Origin of the sequence: Nocardia sp. NPDC056000 (assembly GCF_042269265.1) — a bacterium.
Classification (GTDB): Bacteria; Actinomycetota; Actinomycetes; order Mycobacteriales; family Mycobacteriaceae; genus Nocardia.
Window position 1 is genome coordinate 376,408 of the sequence record NZ_JBHJXS010000009.1, and the last position, 16,742, is coordinate 393,149.

A 16,742-nucleotide genomic window follows, 5' to 3' on the forward strand; every position below is an offset into this window, starting at 1 on the left:
GTGTCGCGATCTTTTACGTGCCCGCTACTCAGGTGGACGCGTGAGCCAATCCCTATCCCGTACAGGCGATCTGACTGAGAGTCCAGGAATCTGCCTGTGGCGATGACTGTGCACCGTCCGATGAGACGACAGTTGGAGATGTCTTGACCAGCGCATTGTGAGATGTATTGGGCGGTGCGGAAACTCGTGTCATCTGTTGTGCGTCATCTTTGCCCGGTCGATGGCCATGGTCTTGTACCGATGTCTCGAGTGTTGCGAAGTCCATGGATTTGCCTGCAATCTTGCCCAGAGCACCGATAGCTTCAACGGCCGTGACAGCTGACTCCTCATCTACCTGGCCACATACCAGTATTGAGGGCGCTGATGAGGTCGCGTTCAGTGACCTTTGAACTGCCGCAACACATACGGTACCGACGTCCATGTGATCTGCCCGGATGAAGCTCTTGATATGCGTCGAATCTGAGGCAGCGTTGAAGGCATCCTGACGTTCCATAAAGGCGGCATCGATACCGACCTCGGAGAGTGCGTGCACACAGGCAACCACATCGATCTGTAACGGTGCAGGTAGGTTACTCATAGCCTGGGCATCTGCGTCAGCCATGCTGACTTCCCTCGAATTTGCCGCACTGCCTGTCACGACGAAACCCGTTGCCAATGCTGTTGCATTGGACGAGGCAACGTCCGGTTTGAAGATACTTCCAGAGGCGGATTCAAGAGCGTTTCCACAGGACGTGTTGTCTACCTTGAACTCTACGACCGAAAAGCCCTTCGCCACGGGCGAGCGCAAGTCCTGATGCATCGCACTCATATCACCCGTAGCCGATACCGATGTGTATGCAGTCGTAGATACCGAAGCAGAGGGGGACGTCCGTGCCGATCTCTCGTCATCGTCATGGGTAGTCATAAACGCCGGTACATCCACACATTCGGTGTCCGATGAATGTGTATGAGCGACTGCATGTTCAAGCGCATGCAGTGCTGCAGATCCCAGGGTCATGACCCTAGCCCGATCAAGTGCGGATACATCAGCATTCAGCGGTGCCAGCGGGTAGGCAGTTCTCGATGCAGATGCCAATCCCATGGAGGCTACCCCCGATTGGAGCTTTACATCTTCCCAATCACCTGTCGCCGCAACAGCAAACCAGAAGTTCAATCCATCGACCATCGCTAAGGTCGTGTCGACTGTCGTATCGAATGTCTGATGCGATGTCTTGCAATCTGTCGCGCCAACGGTCTTACGTACGACCTTAGGAGCGACCTTTGGGGCGGGGATCGGATTGGCAGATGTGAGGGTATGGACATGCATCGGCAGCTCAGAGGCCATTTTGAACCCGGCAGAGGCACCCGAGAACCTGGCCATAGGGGAGGAGTAATGCTCCGATTCGAGAGCCGAGACTCGCGATCCCGCACGACCATTGAGACGCTGAAGGAGCGGCGACTGCGGCTGAATCATGCACAGCATTCGCGTCTCCCTTCCTTCGTCATTCGTGCATCTCGGCGTCGTACTTGAACTCCCTGGAGTCTAGCCACAGTCTGCCCAGTTCGCGGTCTTCCTAGGCGGCCAAGTCGCCAGGCACTGAAGCGATTCGGAGAATCGATACGGCTGCCAAGAAGAGAACCTGGGAACGGTTGGTCAGTACAGAAGACTCCTGAGGCTCTGCCGGATCCCGGCGTCGATGACGATCATCGCGGTCCTTATGGCCATCCCGGGCTTGCTCGCTCATTTCGCGCACGACCGAGACATCCTGGCGGCACAGCCGATTCACAGGCTGAACCGGCCGGCGACCGCATCTGCTGTCGAGGTGCCCTTCGAGTCTGATTCGAACGATCCACGGGCAAGGCCACGATTCGCCGACCTCGTGTGCGAGATACCGACAGCACGGGACGCACGAGGCTTACGAGTGATCTACGAAGTATCACCGCGCGATCGGTCGCCATCGCCCCTCTGCCCCCGCCGAGAACCGATGTGGGGGAGTGGCATCGACCAACATCTCGAGCCCGGCCCATCACGCGGCATGCCTATAGCCTCCGCCACAGGTGGACGTCACTCCGAAGATGCGAACAGCGTCATCCGACCTAGCGACCTACTCGTGCGACGTCTTCACCGGCATCGCTCTTGGCAAGACGCGATCACCTTCAGCGTCCTCAACCTCGCGCACATCCCGAACACGCTTTACGTCGCACGTGTCGAACGCCTCGCGAGAATCCCGACGAACAGGTCGCATGTCAGATCAGTTCACTACGCGGCGGATGGCCACCTTCTGTGCGCGCTCATGGATAGAGACAGCGAATCAGCAGACGATCGCCGCGGCGGTTTCCTCGCCCGCCATCAGCGATGGATTCGTGCGCCTTCCCAACTCGGCCAATTCATCTCGCCGGTGCACCGACTCCAGGAGGTCTCCGACCTCGGCGTGCGTATCCCGCCGACCAATCGAAACACCTGGGCCAGCGCACAAGTGCGGTGCGACAGGCAGCGCATAACCACAGTCCAACCGAAGCGAAGATGCTTCGCACCGACCACGTTGGACCAGGCCATTGCAGCGCGCGTTCCTGCAACACGCAAGACGCTTTCCGCGCATCCGATAGTCCACGAGGAGCGCACCAATCCTCTCCAAAAGTGAGATAGCTGCAAGATTGCCAACTTTGCCCAGAAATCGGTCGATTTGACCCGACTTGCAGACCTTTCGACACCCCCAAAACCTGGAATGCACCCTCATTGCCCCGCAGATCGATCAGAACCCCATTCGCATACCGATGTTCGTTTTGACCACAAAGAAGCTTCTACGGTCGATCTAGAGCCCAGTGGCGCATGACCTGCGGCTATGTCCGCCAACGAGTCGCTGAGTGCCCGCGACCGGGCAAACGCAGAATGAAGCACTGCCGAACGAGCCGGACAGCTGGCTCAGAGTTCATCACGGCCGAACCGCAACACCGCACAGATCGGCCGCAGAGGGGAGAGGGGAGAGGGGAGAGAAGTTTCGGGCGATCTGCCGATACCGCCGCTATGCGGGGACTTCGTGTCGGCCTGACCCAACTCTCGCGCCAAAACCCTTAGGCTTGAAGCAGGGCAAAACCCGCTGAAACCAGATCCCCTGCACAGTCACCTGATAAATATTCGTTCTGACGCGTGATAATCGCTCGCCTCGCGCATCAAGGGACTGTATCAGCAGGTCAACACCGATTTTAGTCCCCGGATTCGGTGAACTTCACACGCCACGCGGGCAACACCAGCTGGTAGATCTGGCAGCCCCGGAGCCCCTGAGTCCGACGAATTACGTCAGCTGCGACCCTGAATGAGAAGTACATGCGCCTCACGGCGCGCTTCGTCGATCAGGTGGCTGAACCTCGAGGTAGCCATCGAGGGTGGGGGAGGGGAGGGGAGGGCCGGCGTTCGATGCGCGAGCAGGTCCTCGAGAGTGCCCCATCCGGGTTTCCGCCTGGTTCCAGGATCCTCCCGGCAGAATGCGGGACTGTTTCGCGTCCTCCAGCACCGATCCCCACTCACGGCCGAACTCTCGTGAAGGGGCGCCGACAGCACCGCGCGCAGGGCCTCAGGCTCTGGCCGCAGGCACCCCTGGTCCGCGGGAATCATGATGTGAGGCCGCGATGCACACACGATGACGGCTACAACCGTCAAAGTCCCAGGGGTGGGACAGGCCGCCGCGAAACCAGCGAGCGGGCAGCCCTCAACCAGCCCGGGTCGGCTTCTTATGCGTGCTCCCGCAGGTATATCTCGGGCTTCTGACCTGCCGCAGTTCGATACTGCCTCGTCGTGCGCATAAGAAGCCGACTGCACCGCATAAGAAGCCGACTGTGCCGAACACAGACCGATATCACCAGGTCAGCCCAGGTTCTTCTGCGGAAGGTCGGCTTCTTATGCGTGGTCCGTCGCAGTTCCGCAGCGTTCGATGGCGAGCAGACCGTGCGACTGAGTGCGCATAGGAAGCCGACTTGCACTCGATGCATCTTCCCGTCGACCGTGCGCATTTCTTGCCGACCCCGGCTGCAAAACTGGCCTTGACCTGTGCATATACCGCACGAATCAGCTGGGATCCGACCCTGGATATGGACGGTTGCGGAACCACGCTCAACGGAAGACGCCGAGAGACCACGCATATCTTGCCGACCGCGAACCTCGGTTCGGCACCTGAAATCTCGAGCCAGGCGGGCCCGCGGGGGAGCGGACCGGGGACAACATCGCCGCGATCCAGCGCTGAAGAACACTGTGGTCGGCTTCTAATGCGTGCCACGATCGGACTGCACCAGGCGATGTATCACGCATAAGAAGCCGACCCGCCCAGGTCAGCGGGCCAATCCGAGTCCAAGACTGCCGGAGGAGTCTGCACCCGGGCGGACCGAGGACCATAGAACTCCCAGTTGCTGCGCATATCTTGCCGACCTCGCCACGCATTCATAGCCGACCCGAAGACCCGGCCCACGCATTCCCGGCCGACCCCGGCCCGCTCCACCACGCATTCCAGGCCGACTTCACCCCGCTCTGCACGCATTGACGGCCGACTTCACCCGCTCAGCTACGCATTCACGACCGACCCCGCCCCGTCCACGCATTCGTGACCGACCGCCGTCCACCGTCGCCACGCATTAGTGGCCGACCTCGCGGCGCTCCTTGCCACGCATTCATCGCCGACCGCGCCCGGGTAGGGTCCACGCATTTTGCGCCGACCCTTCCCCTGACCTGGCATTTTCCGATCCGATGGCGGGCCGCACCACCGGAAACGATCGGAACTGCGACGCCCGCCGCGAGGTTCGGTCGGCAAGATATGCGCACTTGAAGTGCGCATAAACGGGCGACCCGGGGCCTCGCGTTCGATGCGCATAAGAAGCCGACCTCCCTGGTCAAGCCCCGAATTTCATGAGGGGAAGCGGCGAAACCGGCAATCGCGGTGCCGGTATGTCCGACTTGGGTCCCGCCCCTCGAGCACGACGGACCACGCATATCTTGCCGACCTCGACTTCTCATCCATGGGGGGATGGTCGGCTTCGTATGCGTGGAGCAGGTGTATCGGCAGGTCGGCTTCGTATGCGTGCGTGAGTGCGTACGCATACGAAGCCGACCTCGGGCGATGCCGCCGCCCTGGGCCGGATCCACATCGAGGGCGAACAGGCGCTGGTCAGCGCGGTCTGGACGGTCGCATCACCACCGCCCGTGCGCATAAATGGCCGACTCGGCCCACCCGAGGGATCACGAGGTCGGCTTCTTATGCGTGCTCGGTGGGCTTCTTCCGCCTCATCGGTCGGCTTGTTATGCGCACTCGCAAGCGCACGACAGTGCGCATAGAAAGCCGACCGTCCCAGTTCACAGGCATGATTTCGCCGACCACGCCCCCTGTCGAAAGCATCGTGGGCACTCCCGTCGGTGCGCATATCTTGCCGACCAAGAGCGGGATCCGCCCCGCACCGAGCCCCGGCCGTGGCCGGAACGCGCTTGTGACTCGACACAGGGTGTTTCGCTCGGCCGGAATCAAAGTGCCTGATCAGCACTGGAATCGCCGTTGCCCTCGAATACCCGCGACACGCGGAAAAGTGCGCATATCTTGCCGACCTAGACGGCGCGATCTACTCTTTGAGGAGCTTCCACGCATTTCTTGCCGACTCTGTGCATGAATCTGTGGATAACCCTGTGGACGGTGGATTTTGTCCACACATTTGCCGCCGACCGAAAACGTCGTGATTCCGGCTCATCCACACATTAGCTGCCGACCTATTGCGCATTTGTTGCCGACCGAGGCCCTGGATATGCGCAGGTCAAACGGCATAAATTTGCCCCTACAAGTAGTTCTCTTTTCTTGTAGAAAAAGATAACTAGTAGTAGTAGCCGGTCGTTGCCTGTGGACAAGTCCGCGCCGCGCGCCCGCTTCGAGCGCCCCTTCTCCGGGCTGTCCCCACTCGCTCACAGCCATCGCCCGCCCATGCGCCCCACGCCGCATCCTCACCCCGATGGCGCATTTGTGACATCGGGATGGTCAGCTTGAGTCAGCAAGGTCGGCTTCTTATGCGCACGAGTTGGCTATTGTTCCTGGTCGAATTCCCCATGCGCCCCAAGCGCCCGGGTAGTTGCGCATTTCTTGCCGACCGTGGCCATTATGAGAATCTCCCTCGCGCACATATCCTGAAATACGACTTCAGGGGCTATGAAGTCGGCTTCGTATGCGCAACACCACCGACACGCCGATCTCGTCATTGCGAGTTTTGAGGGGGAACGTGGAATGCTAACGCCCATGGCTCGGCCGAAACGAGATGACGCGGAACTCGCAGCAATGGCTGCTGAGCTCCAAGCGCAGCGTGAGCGGGAGCTCCAGGAGGTTGGCTACCTGGGGCGGCTGTTCACCCAGTTCAGCCTGCCCTACAAGGACCCCGGCACCGATCGCACGGCGTGGGGTCGCGAAAGCGGACCGGTTCGAATCACAGTCCAGCCCGGCCTGCGGGTCGAGAATGGCGTGACCCGCTCCTACGGCTTCCCCTTCGGCGGCGTTCCCCGCCTGATCCTGGCCCATATTTCGACCGAAGCGGTACTCACCGGCGAGCCGATGATCGATCTCGGCAGCTCGCAATCGGAGTACATGCGCAAGGTCGGCCTGGGCCGGGCGACCGGCGGCAAGACCGGCACGATCGGCCGCTTCCAGAATCAGACCGAGCGTCTGCTGCGCGCGACCATCACCATCGACTTCAAGGACAGTTACGCCGAACAGCGGTCGCGCGCAATCAAGCTCAGCGTCGCGAGCAACTGGGACCTGTGGTGGACCGGTGAGCGCCGCGAGGGTCAGCAGTACCTGATGCCGAGTTCGATCACGCTGTCCCCGGAGTTCTTCAAAGAGGTCATAGACCATCCGGTTCCGGTGGATATGAACGTGCTCAACCTGCTTCAGGGCGCGCCCATGGCCATGGATATCTACATCTGGCTCACCTACCGGATGTTCAAGCTCGAGGATCCCGTACAGCTGTCCTGGCCGCTGCTGATGCTGCAGTTCGGCTCGAACCTGGCCGATACCAAACAGGGCCGCTTCCAGTTCCGCAGGGACTTCTCCAAGCATCTCGAGTCCGTGCGTGCGTTCTACCCCGATCTGCGGGTGACGGTCGACGACAAGGCCGGGCTGACGCTCTACCCGAGCCCGACGCACGTGATCAAGAAGGTGTCGCGCCGACTACGCGCGATCGGCTGACACAACAAAGGTGGAGTGCCCACGATCGCGGACACTCCACCCTCGCACGACAACTCAGGCGCGTTGCCCGCCCGGACCACCGAAGCTGAACGAGCGTGCCCGCTCACTCGCGGTGGCCAAATGCGCTCCGGCACTGCGGGTCATACCACCCGCACCCGCGGCGACACCGGCTCCCGATCGAGGCATCGATGTACCGGCCCCGGGAGTCGAATGCTTGCTACGGCGAGAGCTTTTCGTGACCATCGCGGCGAGACCGCCCGCCAGGGCCGCGATAACGAGTCCCAGCGGTAGCGCCCACCACTTCCAGGCCGAGCTGGAACTGGAGCTGGTGGCGGCTGCGGTTCCAGCGGTTGCGGCCTGTCCGGGAGGAGCACCCGGTACCGAGACATCCAGACCGCTGAGTTGAGTCGCGATCTCAGCCGGGATGGTCGTGAAGCCACCGGCCTGGTTCCAGCTGATCTGCACCGGATCCGCACCCTGCCCGCGGAACGTCTGGCTGTACACCCCATTGGCGACGCTGGTGTCGCTCATCGGCGCACCCAGCACTCCGTCGGTCGCGCGCAGGTGCGACCACGCGGTACGGATGGGCCCCTGAACCAGCCATGCGCCGTTCTGCGGGCTCCATTCGATGGTCGCGCCCTCCGGTGCGGAGAACTCGCTGAATCGCGCGGTACCGGCGACCGGAGCATCCGATTCGTCATTGGTCGGATATCCCACCGCGTCAGCACCACCGAGCGCCAGGTACTTGTCGAGGATCGCCCCGTACATCACCTTGGCTCCGGTGTTGGCGGAGTAGATGATCTTTCCGCCCTGATAGTCCTGCGCGGCACCGTCGGCACCGAATGCGTAGACACCACCGGTCTTCGCACCGAGCGGGGACGACGCACCACCCTTGTCCTGATAGTGCGAGTCGATCGCGGCTTGCGCATCGGCCGGCTGAGCGCTCGCCATCGGCGCCAGAAAGCCATTGCCACAGGCCATGATCAAGGCGAATGCCAGTGTCGCGCCGCGCAGCGGCTTCTTCCAGTGCGTCATCGCGCAACTCCCGCCTTGGGTTTGCTCGCGATGCCCAGCACCGCCGAGAACAGCGCGCCTACCGCGCCGCCACCGGCGACCTGGGCGAGGATCTGACCGAAATCCAGTCCGCTACCGGTGGCGGATTCGATGATCGCGCCGGTGATGCCGCCACCGACCGCCCCGGTGACACCGTGCACGACCGGCCCGAATCGGCTTCTCGCACCGCCGATCCCACCGCCGACGACACCTCCGAGCAAACCCAGCAGCCATTCCATGGTTCCTCCTGGTATTGAATCGGATAGGGGACGAAAGGTTATGCGCCGCGATGCTTTCCGCGGTTCTCCGGCTCGAAGCCCTCGGTTTCGATGCGCTCCTTGCGGACCGTGCCCGAGACGGCCTGTTCGCCCTCGACCTCATCGACCGCCAGGCGGACGCGTTCGACCGGGACGGTCTCGGTGTCGATTCGCACGCGATCGGCGTGCAGGGTGACCTCCTGGACCTGCTCGCCGATATCGGCATGCTCGGCGGCACGCGGATCGGTGATCGGCTCCCGGACGATTCGCACCTCCTCGTGGCTGACCGGCACGTTCATCGTCTGCTCTTCCTCGACGACGTACTTGTGCAGTCGTGCCGTCCCGACTTCTTCACGGTCGGTATTGGCCACCAGGCGTTCTTCCGAACGCAGGAGCGATTCGGCATCGCCGTAACCGTGGGTCATCGGCTCGTCCATGGCGGGCTGGATTCGCGTGCCCGCGACCGATGCGGCACCGCGTCGCTGTCCGCCCCGGTAATGGGCGAGCAGTTGCTGTTCGGCCTGGGCGTCGATGCGCCCGTCGTGGTCGAGATGCGGTGCGGTGGATACCATTTCGCGGTCAACGCGCAGGCGAACAGAATTATCCTCAGGCCGGTATTCAGCACCGGCGAGCGGGGCCAGACACGCTTGCTGCCCCCCGCCCATAGATACCGCCGCCCAGGTCGGGGTACCGGATTCATCGTCGAGAAAAAAGGATTTGATCCTGCCGATCTCGGCTCCGGCGGCATCGCGCGCCGTGCTGCCGATCAGCGCTTCCAACGTTGTTTTCGCCATGATCTCTCCTCCGCTGGTGGGTGGCCGGTCCGGAGTACCGGCACGGCCACCGCGTGGGAACGATCTGCTGTCAACGTGCTGCGTGTACGCACATACCCGCAACAATCGCTGTCAAACAAGCGACAATTATCCGCCCTGCTCAGCGCGGCATCCGACCGACCACCCCGTTTTCGAGACGCATACCGAGCGCGGTCAGTTGATCTGGCACAGGATGGGGTTGGGCAGCGTGCAAGGCTTCTGCAGGCTGCCGGTCGGGGCCCCCAGCAGAGTCAGCAGATCCAGTGCGGCGCTACCGGTGGTGGTGGCCCAGATCGATTCGGCCTGGCTCGGCTGGGTCGTGGGGGCCGCGACCTCGAGGGGTACGCCGGTCGAATCTGGTGCCGCCGCCGAGCCGAGAGCCGAACCGCCAACCACAGTGACGGCGACGGCCGCGGCCACCACACCGGTGCGCAGAGCGGAAACGAGCATGTTCATTTCGTGCATCCTTTGTTCGAGAGATCAACTCCGGCAACGTTTTCAAGTTTGGATTGACTCGAACAGACAAGGATTCCGATGCCCCCAGCGTGCGGGGCGGGGCGCTACCCCGCCGATCGCAGCTCGGAGTGCACGGCGCGAACGATAGTGCTCAGCACGCCCGGAAAGCGTTCTTCGACCTCGTCGAGGCGCAGGGTGTGGCGGCGGCAGCTGCCTTCCTGGATGACGCGCACCAGCCCGGCTTCGCGCAGGACCTTGAGGTGGTGCGACAGGGTCGAGGGGCTCACCGAGACGTCGAAAGCGCCGCATACGGTTCCGCCCGCGTCCGCGAGCTGCCCGACGACCTGCAACCGCACCGGATCCGACAGCGCGTTCAGGACCGTCGCGAGTTCGAGCGAGTCGAGGGTGGGGTGGTGCAGAGACCGCATGGTTTGACAGTACCGAACAATTCGATATTTTGATGATCATCGAAATCTCGAAGAACTGAGGTGCGGGGCATGATTCTGGTGATCGGCGCGACCGGCAAGGTCGGCAGGCATGTCGTGGATCGGCTCACTGACCTTGGTACGCATCCGGTTCGAGCATTGGTGCGATCACGGGAGAGCACCTCGGCGGAGCTGCCCATCGGTGTCGAAACGGTCGAAGGCAGCCTCACCGATCCCGCCGCACTCGACGCGGCGCTCGCCGACGTCGACACGGTATTGCTGATGTGGCCGTTCCTGACCACCGACGCCGCGCCCGCAGTCCTCGACTCGATCGGTCAGCGTGCGCGCCGGATCGTCTATCTGTCGTCGGTGGGTGTCGGCACCGACGAGGAACGCCACGACCCGATCTTCGCCATGCACGCGGCGATCGAAGCGCAGATCAGCCGAACCGGCCTCATTCCAACGATTCTGCGATCGGACGCCATCGCCAGCAACACCCTCGGCTGGGCCGAGCAAATCCGTGCGACCGGTGTGGTCAAAGGTCCGATGACCGCCCCCACCGCGGTCGTCGACCCGCGCGATCTCGGGTCCGTCGCCGCATTGGTGCTCACCGACGATGCCCACGCCGGCCAGACCTATCTCCTGACGGGACCGCAGGTGATCAGCCGCCCCGAGCAAGTCGACGCGATCGCCTCCGCTCTCGGCCGTCCGTTGCGATTCGAGGAGGTGCCCGTCGCGGACGCACGCCGCCAGATGCTCGCCGACGGCCGCCCACCCGCATTGGTCGATGCCCTGCTGGCAGCCGCCGAGAAGCGTTCGCGCTCAACCTTGATCACCTCGACCATCGAGACCATCACCGACAGACCCGCATCATCGTTTGAGCACTGGGCTGCCGATCACGCGGCCGCCTTCCGTTGAGCCGGGTGTCGGGCGCTTTTGCGAGGATTGCCGACCCTCGCGCCTTCCGGCGGCCGACGCGGCTGGGTCGTTAAGCTTCCTCAGGCATTGACCTTCGGACGCGGGAGCTTGGGTTGCGGGTCGATCGGCAGACCACCACGGAATCGAATACTCGGCGCACCTACGGCTCGGCGTGGCGTCGGTTCGAGAGCTGGTGTCTGGCGAACGGGCACAGCGCATTTCCTGCCGACCCGGCGACGGTGGCGAAGTATCTGGGCGAGGCTGCGCGAGAGCGGACCGGGGCCGAATATCGATATCGGGATTCGACATTCACCGTCTGGCTGGCCGCGATCGGTGAGCGCAATACGAGTGCGGGACACCCGCATCCGGGGATCGATCCGCTGATTGTCCAGGCAATGCGCAAGATCAGAGGCCGACGGACCGGGGCCGCCGACCCTGCGCGCCGATCCGAACCGCTTGCCCCGGCGGATCTCGAGACCCTCGTAGCCGATATCGAAGCGCGAGCGCGGGGTTGGGCCGCGCAGGTCGCGGCGCGGCGCGATATCGCGCTGCTGACACTCGGATTCAGCGGCGGGTTGCACCGCGATGAGCTCGCGCGGCTGGCCGTTCAGGATGTCGCGCCGGTCGGTGACGGGGTGGGGGAGTGGCTGGCAGTGCGTCTCGGAGACACCGAGAGCGATACCGCGAATCGCTATCTGCCGAAAGGCGAGTCGGCTCGCCTGTGTCCATGGTGTGCGCACCTGCGATGGCTGGCGGTGATCGCCGACTACGACGCCGCGTATGAGCGGGCATCGCACACCGCGCGATCGGATGCGAACAGCGAAATGATCACGGACTCGGAGGCAGTGCGCGAGCGCGCCGCCGACGCCGGTGCGGCGGCGGTGATTCGACTGGTGCACACCGCGAAAGGCAGTCCCGACCGGCACATCTGCGATGGTCCGTGGCCGTACGCACCGGCCCAGGAAGCGCCGCTGTTCCGTGCGCTTCGCAATGGCCTTCCGCAGGAAGACGGCTCCCTCACAGCGGGTTCCATCACTCGCATGGTGCATCAACGGGCCGTCGCGGCAGGTCTGGATCCTGCCGCCATAGATCCTTTCGGAACGCGCAGCCGCCATGTGCAGACCAGCACGCCCGGGCATGCTGTCGAACAGCGGGCACGTAGCCAGATCGGTGGGGCGCTGTCCCCGTGGACAATCCGTCAAAGCCTCGGACAGGACCTCCCACCGGCGGTGTTTCCGGGCGTGCCTCAACCGCCACTCGGGCAGGCAGAAGACCTGGACACGAATGCTCGCCGACCACCTCTGGGTCTCGCAGCGCGCTACCACCGCCCCTGGGAGTTGTTCGCCCGCTGGTGTGCCGCAACCGATCACACGTCGCTACCCGCGACGCCCCTGACCGTGGCCGCGTACCTCGATGATCACCCCGGCAGCCGTGGCACCCATCGGACCCGCCTGAGCGCGATCAATCAGGCGCATCTCGTCGCGGGCCTGCCCGCGCCCGGACGCGCGGCGACCCTGCGGACCGCGCTCAACGAACACCGCTCCGCCCGTGGCGAGCGCATCACGGCGCGCGTGAATTCGATTGTGCGCCAGCTCCCGACCAAGGGCTGGACCCGCGGCTTGTTCGGCCGCCGCAATGCCGCCCTGCTGATGCTGTCCGCCGCCGGGCTCACCTACGCCCAGATCGCGGACCTCGTCCAGGACGATCTGACTCTGCACGACGATCACGCGATCATCGCCAACGGCCTGGCCTCGATTGCCGCGACCGGCGATCCGGACACCTGCCCGGTCGCGATCCTGCGCCGCTGGACCGATGTGGTGCGCCTGGCCCCGCACCCGGCCGGTCGTGGCCTGCTCGAACATCACCTCAGCCGAAACACCCTGCCCGCGGCCGGATTCGACCCCGCCCACGCGAAGTTGCCCCTGTTCACCAGCTTCGACGCCCGCGGCTACACCGCAATGCACGACAACCTGGTCACCTGGCTGCGCCCGCTCTCCGCCACCTCCATCGCCACGATTGTCGCCGCACACCTGAGCGGCCCACTCCCGGCCTACCGCACCCGCGCCACCGTCCCGCTTCGTGAGCGCTCGTCCGCTCCGCCGGTGCCGGAATCCATCGAACTCGACGACACCTTCGCCGCCGGCGTCGCCGCCCGCCACCGAGACCACCAGCGCCTCAACGACGTCGGCTCCCTCTGGGACGATTTCGACGACCGCGCCGACGAGGTGACCCGCATGCTCGAACGCGCACTGGCGATCGCGGACGGCACCCTGCAACCGGATACCTGATGAAGCCGGTGGGCCGTCGACGCGGTCAGCTCAGCATGGAACGCCGTCGAATGTCGCGATAGACGCGTGGGGTCGCCGCGAGTACCAGACCGGCAAGAGGTTGGGTGAGTGGCTGATCCAGGTGTACCCACATCTCGTACCGGTCGATCACGTGACGGTTCAGCGGTACTACCTCGTAGTCGATCCTGCCGATCTGTCGATCCTCGGGATCGCGGATCAGGAACCGCTTCGACCACTTCTCGGCGCATTCGATCGTCCCGAGAATTCGGTCGTCCTCCGTGCTGAGGGTGAATTTGGTTCTGGCCGACCAGCCCAGGGTGATTTTGCCCAGCCCGGCGATACGGGTGACGGTCTTGAACCGCACGACATCCTCGGTGAGGGTATGGATGAGCGCGTCCTGTTCATCACGAAGTTCGACCGTGCCTCCGGCCAGCCGTTCGAGCGCCTTGGCGCCGATCGGCACCAGCGCTCCGAGCGGCACGCCCTGCCTATCGGTAATGGTCCACTCGTGGTGGTCGATGAGCTCGGCCTTGTGTCGGAAGACCACGCTCCGCTCGTCGAGCAGGCGCGGATCAGGCGAAACTCGCTGTGTCGCTGTGGTTCTCACCGGAAGCGACTGAGTGTGCTCTGTCCACCGAAACCCGTCCCACCAGCGCAGCACGGTGCCGTTGGGATACCAGCCTGCGGCCGGGGGCGGCTGTGTCATCACCTCAGGGTAGGAATCGGCGTTGCCGCTTCCCACCCACCGCAGGTGTGGGATTGTCGCACCTTCGCCCGTTGCGAACCTGACTACCGTTGGTGCGCATGACGCACACCGATATCGAGGTCACCGCGGAATTGGTGCGGGAGCTGTTGCGCGACCAGCACCCGGATCTGGCCGATCGTCCGATTCAGCTCGGTGCGCGCGGCTGGGACAACCAGATCTGGCGGCTCGGTGCGGATCTCGCCGTCCGATTGCCCTGGGCGACTGATTCGGCCGCGGAGCTATTGGTCAAAGAGCACACCTGGGTACCGGTCCTCGCACCGAATCTTCCACTGCCGGTTCCTATTCCGCAGCGTCTCGGCGCACCGTCCGAGCGCTTCCCGCACCCGTGGATTGTCACGACCTGGGTGCCGGGCGAGCCCGCCGACCGTGCACCGATTACCGACGGCGCGGAGTCGGTCACTGCTTTGGCGTCGTTTCTCACCGCTCTGCATCACCCCGCCCCCGAGCACGCACCTGTCGGCCGAGGGCGTGGCGGCCCGCTGGCCGCCGGATCGCAATGGTTCGACCGACAACTCACCGAGGCCACCGATCGGGGTTCGATCTCCGATCCCGATGCGGTGCGCATCGTATGGGAGGACGCGCTCGCCGCACCCGAGTGGGATGGGCCGCCGATGTGGTTGCATGGTGATCTGCACCCGGCGAACGTGCTGACCGAGAACGGCGCGATCTGCGGTGTGATCGATTTCGGCGATCTGTGCACGGGCGACCCCGCCTACGATCTCGCATCCGCGTGGATTCTATTGCCCGACAACGCAGTCGAACAATTCTTCGACAGTTACGCTCCGGGCCCGGACCCCGCGACCCGGCGTCGTGCTCGCGGCTGTGCGGTGCTGCGCGCACTCGCCGGAATCCAGATCGGCGACGCTGGTGTCCGCGGTCTGCCGGGCGGCAAACCTACCTGGGGACCACCCGCACAGGCCGCGCTGCGCCGCCTCATCGCGAGTTAGACACGCCCACCGGCGATCTGACCGCACGCCCCGGATCGCCTATAGCTCAACCGATTCCGGCCGCCCAGGCGGCTTCGATCATTCGGAATACCTCGTTCACCGTGGCTTCGGGGTGCGCCGAATCACGGCCGAGGGAGTAGGCGTCGATGACGAATCGGGCGATTGCCCGGCAGGCTGTGCTGTCTGCGGGTCGCCCGAGGTCGGCGGCGAGGGCGGTCGCGAGCGACTCCGCGTGCCGCAGGCGCATCGATTCCTCGTACTGCCGCAGCGCGGGGGACTGGTCGATCATGCGAAAGATCGGTGCGGCTCCCTCGGCGGTGCAGTGCTGAACCATGGCCTGAATCTCATTGCGCAGCAATGGAATGAGCGGCTCATTCGGCGACCGATCGGTGACCGCGCGAGTGAGGCGATGTTCGAAGTCGGTGTCCTGGGCGAAAACCAGCGCCTCTTTCGAGGCGAAGTGCGCGAAGAGGGTGGTCACAGCCACATCGGCTTCGGTGGCCACGTCCCGGATCCCGACCGCGTCATACCCGCGTTCCAGGAACAGCCGCAGTGCGGTGTCGGCGATGTTCTGGCGGGTCGCGGCCTTCTTGCGCTCCCTGCGGCCGGTGGGCGCGGTCATAGCCGGGATGCTATCAGATATCAACATGTAACCGGAACGTAGAACTACCCGTTGCAAAACACTAACGGTTAGCGTTATTTTCGATCCATGAGAGCTGTGCGCTTCGCCGAGTTCGGCGGCCCCGAAGTACTGGAACTGACAGAGACCACCGAGCCGCATCCCGGCCCCGGTCAAATACGCATCGCGGTCCGAGCGGCCGGGGTGAACCCCCACGATTGGCGAGTCCGCGAGGGCCAGTTCGAGCGCATCCGCCCACTGCCCCTACCCGCCGGCGTGGGCCAGGACGCCGCCGGTGTCGTCGACGAAATAGGCCCAGGCACAACAGGTGTCGAGATCGGCGACCATGTCTTCGGACGCGGTTCGAACACCTACGCCGAACTCGCGGTACTCAATTCCTGGGCACACCTACCCGAAGAGCTGACCTTCGCTGAAGCGGCCGGGTACCCCTCGGTCGTGGAGACCGCACTGCGAATCATCGGCCTCGTCGGTATCCAACCCGGCCAAACACTGCTGGTCAGCGGCGCGGCAGGCGGAGTCGGCTCGGCCGTACTCCAGATCGCCCGCGACCGCGGCATCACCGTGATCGGCACCGCCGGTCCCGCGAACCAGGACTACCTGCGCACCCTCGGCGCAATCCCCACCACCTACGGCCCGGGCTGGGTCGACCGCGTCCGCGCCCTCGGCCGCATCGATGCCGCCCTCGACCTGAGCGGCGCGGGCGTCCTCCCCGGACTCCTGGACCTGACCGGAGATCCTGACAAGATCATCACAATCGCCGACCTCGAGGCATCAATGCTCGGCATCCGCTTCGCCGGAGTCGGCGGCAGCATGCCAGCAGCCCTCGCCGAGGCAGTCGACCTCATCACCCGAGGCCGCCTCCGCATCCCCGTCGACCGCTCCTACCCGCTCGCCGAAGCCGCTGCCGCACATACGCATAGCCAATCCGGGCACACCCGCGGCCGCCGCGTCCTGCTGGTCTGATCCCGGTCGCGACCGTTCGATTCCGGATCGAGTCGA

The 16,742-nt window shown here is 64.2% G+C and carries 13 protein-coding genes; 5 read left to right on the forward strand and 8 right to left on the reverse strand.

Annotation, left to right across the window (positions count from 1 at the left end; genetic code table 11):
• Positions 1-52: 52 nt before the first annotated feature.
• Entirely contained in the window at positions 53-1,462 is a 1,410-nt protein-coding gene (locus ACFC4D_RS27055; protein WP_376067693.1) for a hypothetical protein, read from the reverse strand.
• 4,777 nt (positions 1,463-6,239) lie between these two features.
• On the opposite strand from ACFC4D_RS27055, the gene ACFC4D_RS27060 reads away from it, so the two are divergent.
• Positions 6,240-7,181 (forward strand): replication protein RepA, encoded by a 942-nt coding sequence (locus ACFC4D_RS27060; protein WP_364649929.1) that lies wholly within the window; start codon positions 6,240-6,242, stop codon positions 7,179-7,181.
• A 54-nt stretch (positions 7,182-7,235) separates the two neighbouring features.
• On the opposite strand, the gene ACFC4D_RS27065 is transcribed toward ACFC4D_RS27060, so the two are convergent.
• The 5 genes from ACFC4D_RS27065 to ACFC4D_RS27085 all read right to left on the reverse strand — a co-directional run bounded on the left by ACFC4D_RS27065 (position 7,236) and on the right by ACFC4D_RS27085 (position 10,187).
• Positions 7,236-8,216 (reverse strand): LGFP repeat-containing protein, encoded by a 981-nt coding sequence (locus tag ACFC4D_RS27065; RefSeq protein WP_376067695.1) that lies wholly within the window; start codon positions 8,214-8,216, stop codon positions 7,236-7,238.
• Positions 8,213-8,473: a hypothetical protein gene (locus tag ACFC4D_RS27070; protein ID WP_364649923.1), complete on the reverse strand. Its 261-nt coding sequence runs from the start codon at positions 8,471-8,473 to the stop codon at positions 8,213-8,215. Before ACFC4D_RS27070 ends, ACFC4D_RS27065 begins: the two co-directional genes overlap by 4 nt.
• A 38-nt stretch (positions 8,474-8,511) precedes the next feature.
• On the reverse strand, positions 8,512-9,285 hold the full coding sequence (locus tag ACFC4D_RS27075; protein WP_364649920.1) for a PRC and DUF2382 domain-containing protein: 774 nt from the start codon (positions 9,283-9,285) through the stop codon (positions 8,512-8,514).
• A 192-nt stretch (positions 9,286-9,477) separates the two neighbouring features.
• A complete protein-coding gene (locus ACFC4D_RS27080) occupies positions 9,478-9,759 on the reverse strand; it encodes a hypothetical protein (RefSeq protein WP_376067696.1) in 282 nt (93 codons plus the stop codon).
• Positions 9,760-9,863: 104 nt separating this feature from the next.
• Positions 9,864-10,187 (reverse strand): ArsR/SmtB family transcription factor, encoded by a 324-nt coding sequence (locus ACFC4D_RS27085; RefSeq protein ID WP_376067697.1) that lies wholly within the window; start codon positions 10,185-10,187, stop codon positions 9,864-9,866.
• Positions 10,188-10,256: 69 nt separating this feature from the next.
• Here ACFC4D_RS27085 and ACFC4D_RS27090 point away from each other — a divergent pair, with 69 nt between their 5' ends.
• Entirely contained in the window at positions 10,257-11,102 is an 846-nt protein-coding gene (locus tag ACFC4D_RS27090) for an NmrA family NAD(P)-binding protein (protein ID WP_376067699.1), read from the forward strand.
• Positions 11,103-11,215: 113 nt separating this feature from the next.
• On the forward strand, positions 11,216-13,390 hold the full coding sequence (locus ACFC4D_RS27095) for a hypothetical protein (RefSeq protein WP_376067701.1): 2,175 nt from the start codon (positions 11,216-11,218) through the stop codon (positions 13,388-13,390).
• Between the two features lie 25 nt (positions 13,391-13,415).
• Here the strand turns inward: ACFC4D_RS27095 and ACFC4D_RS27100 are convergent, their stop codons facing one another.
• Positions 13,416-14,096, reverse strand: a complete 681-nt coding sequence (locus ACFC4D_RS27100; RefSeq protein ID WP_376067703.1) for a DUF2510 domain-containing protein — start codon at positions 14,094-14,096, stop codon at positions 13,416-13,418.
• A gap of 98 nt (positions 14,097-14,194) precedes the next feature.
• Between ACFC4D_RS27100 and ACFC4D_RS27105 the strand changes: the two genes are divergently transcribed.
• On the forward strand, positions 14,195-15,103 hold the full coding sequence (locus ACFC4D_RS27105) for an aminoglycoside phosphotransferase family protein (protein ID WP_376067705.1): 909 nt from the start codon (positions 14,195-14,197) through the stop codon (positions 15,101-15,103).
• A 46-nt stretch (positions 15,104-15,149) separates the two neighbouring features.
• Here ACFC4D_RS27105 and ACFC4D_RS27110 read toward each other — a convergent pair whose 3' ends face one another.
• A complete protein-coding gene (locus ACFC4D_RS27110) occupies positions 15,150-15,725 on the reverse strand; it encodes a TetR/AcrR family transcriptional regulator (protein WP_376067707.1) in 576 nt (191 codons plus the stop codon).
• A gap of 87 nt (positions 15,726-15,812) precedes the next feature.
• Between ACFC4D_RS27110 and ACFC4D_RS27115 the strand changes: the two genes are divergently transcribed.
• Positions 15,813-16,706, forward strand: coding sequence for an NADP-dependent oxidoreductase (locus tag ACFC4D_RS27115; protein ID WP_376067709.1), 894 nt, complete (start codon positions 15,813-15,815; stop codon positions 16,704-16,706).
• Positions 16,707-16,742 lie beyond the last annotated feature (36 nt).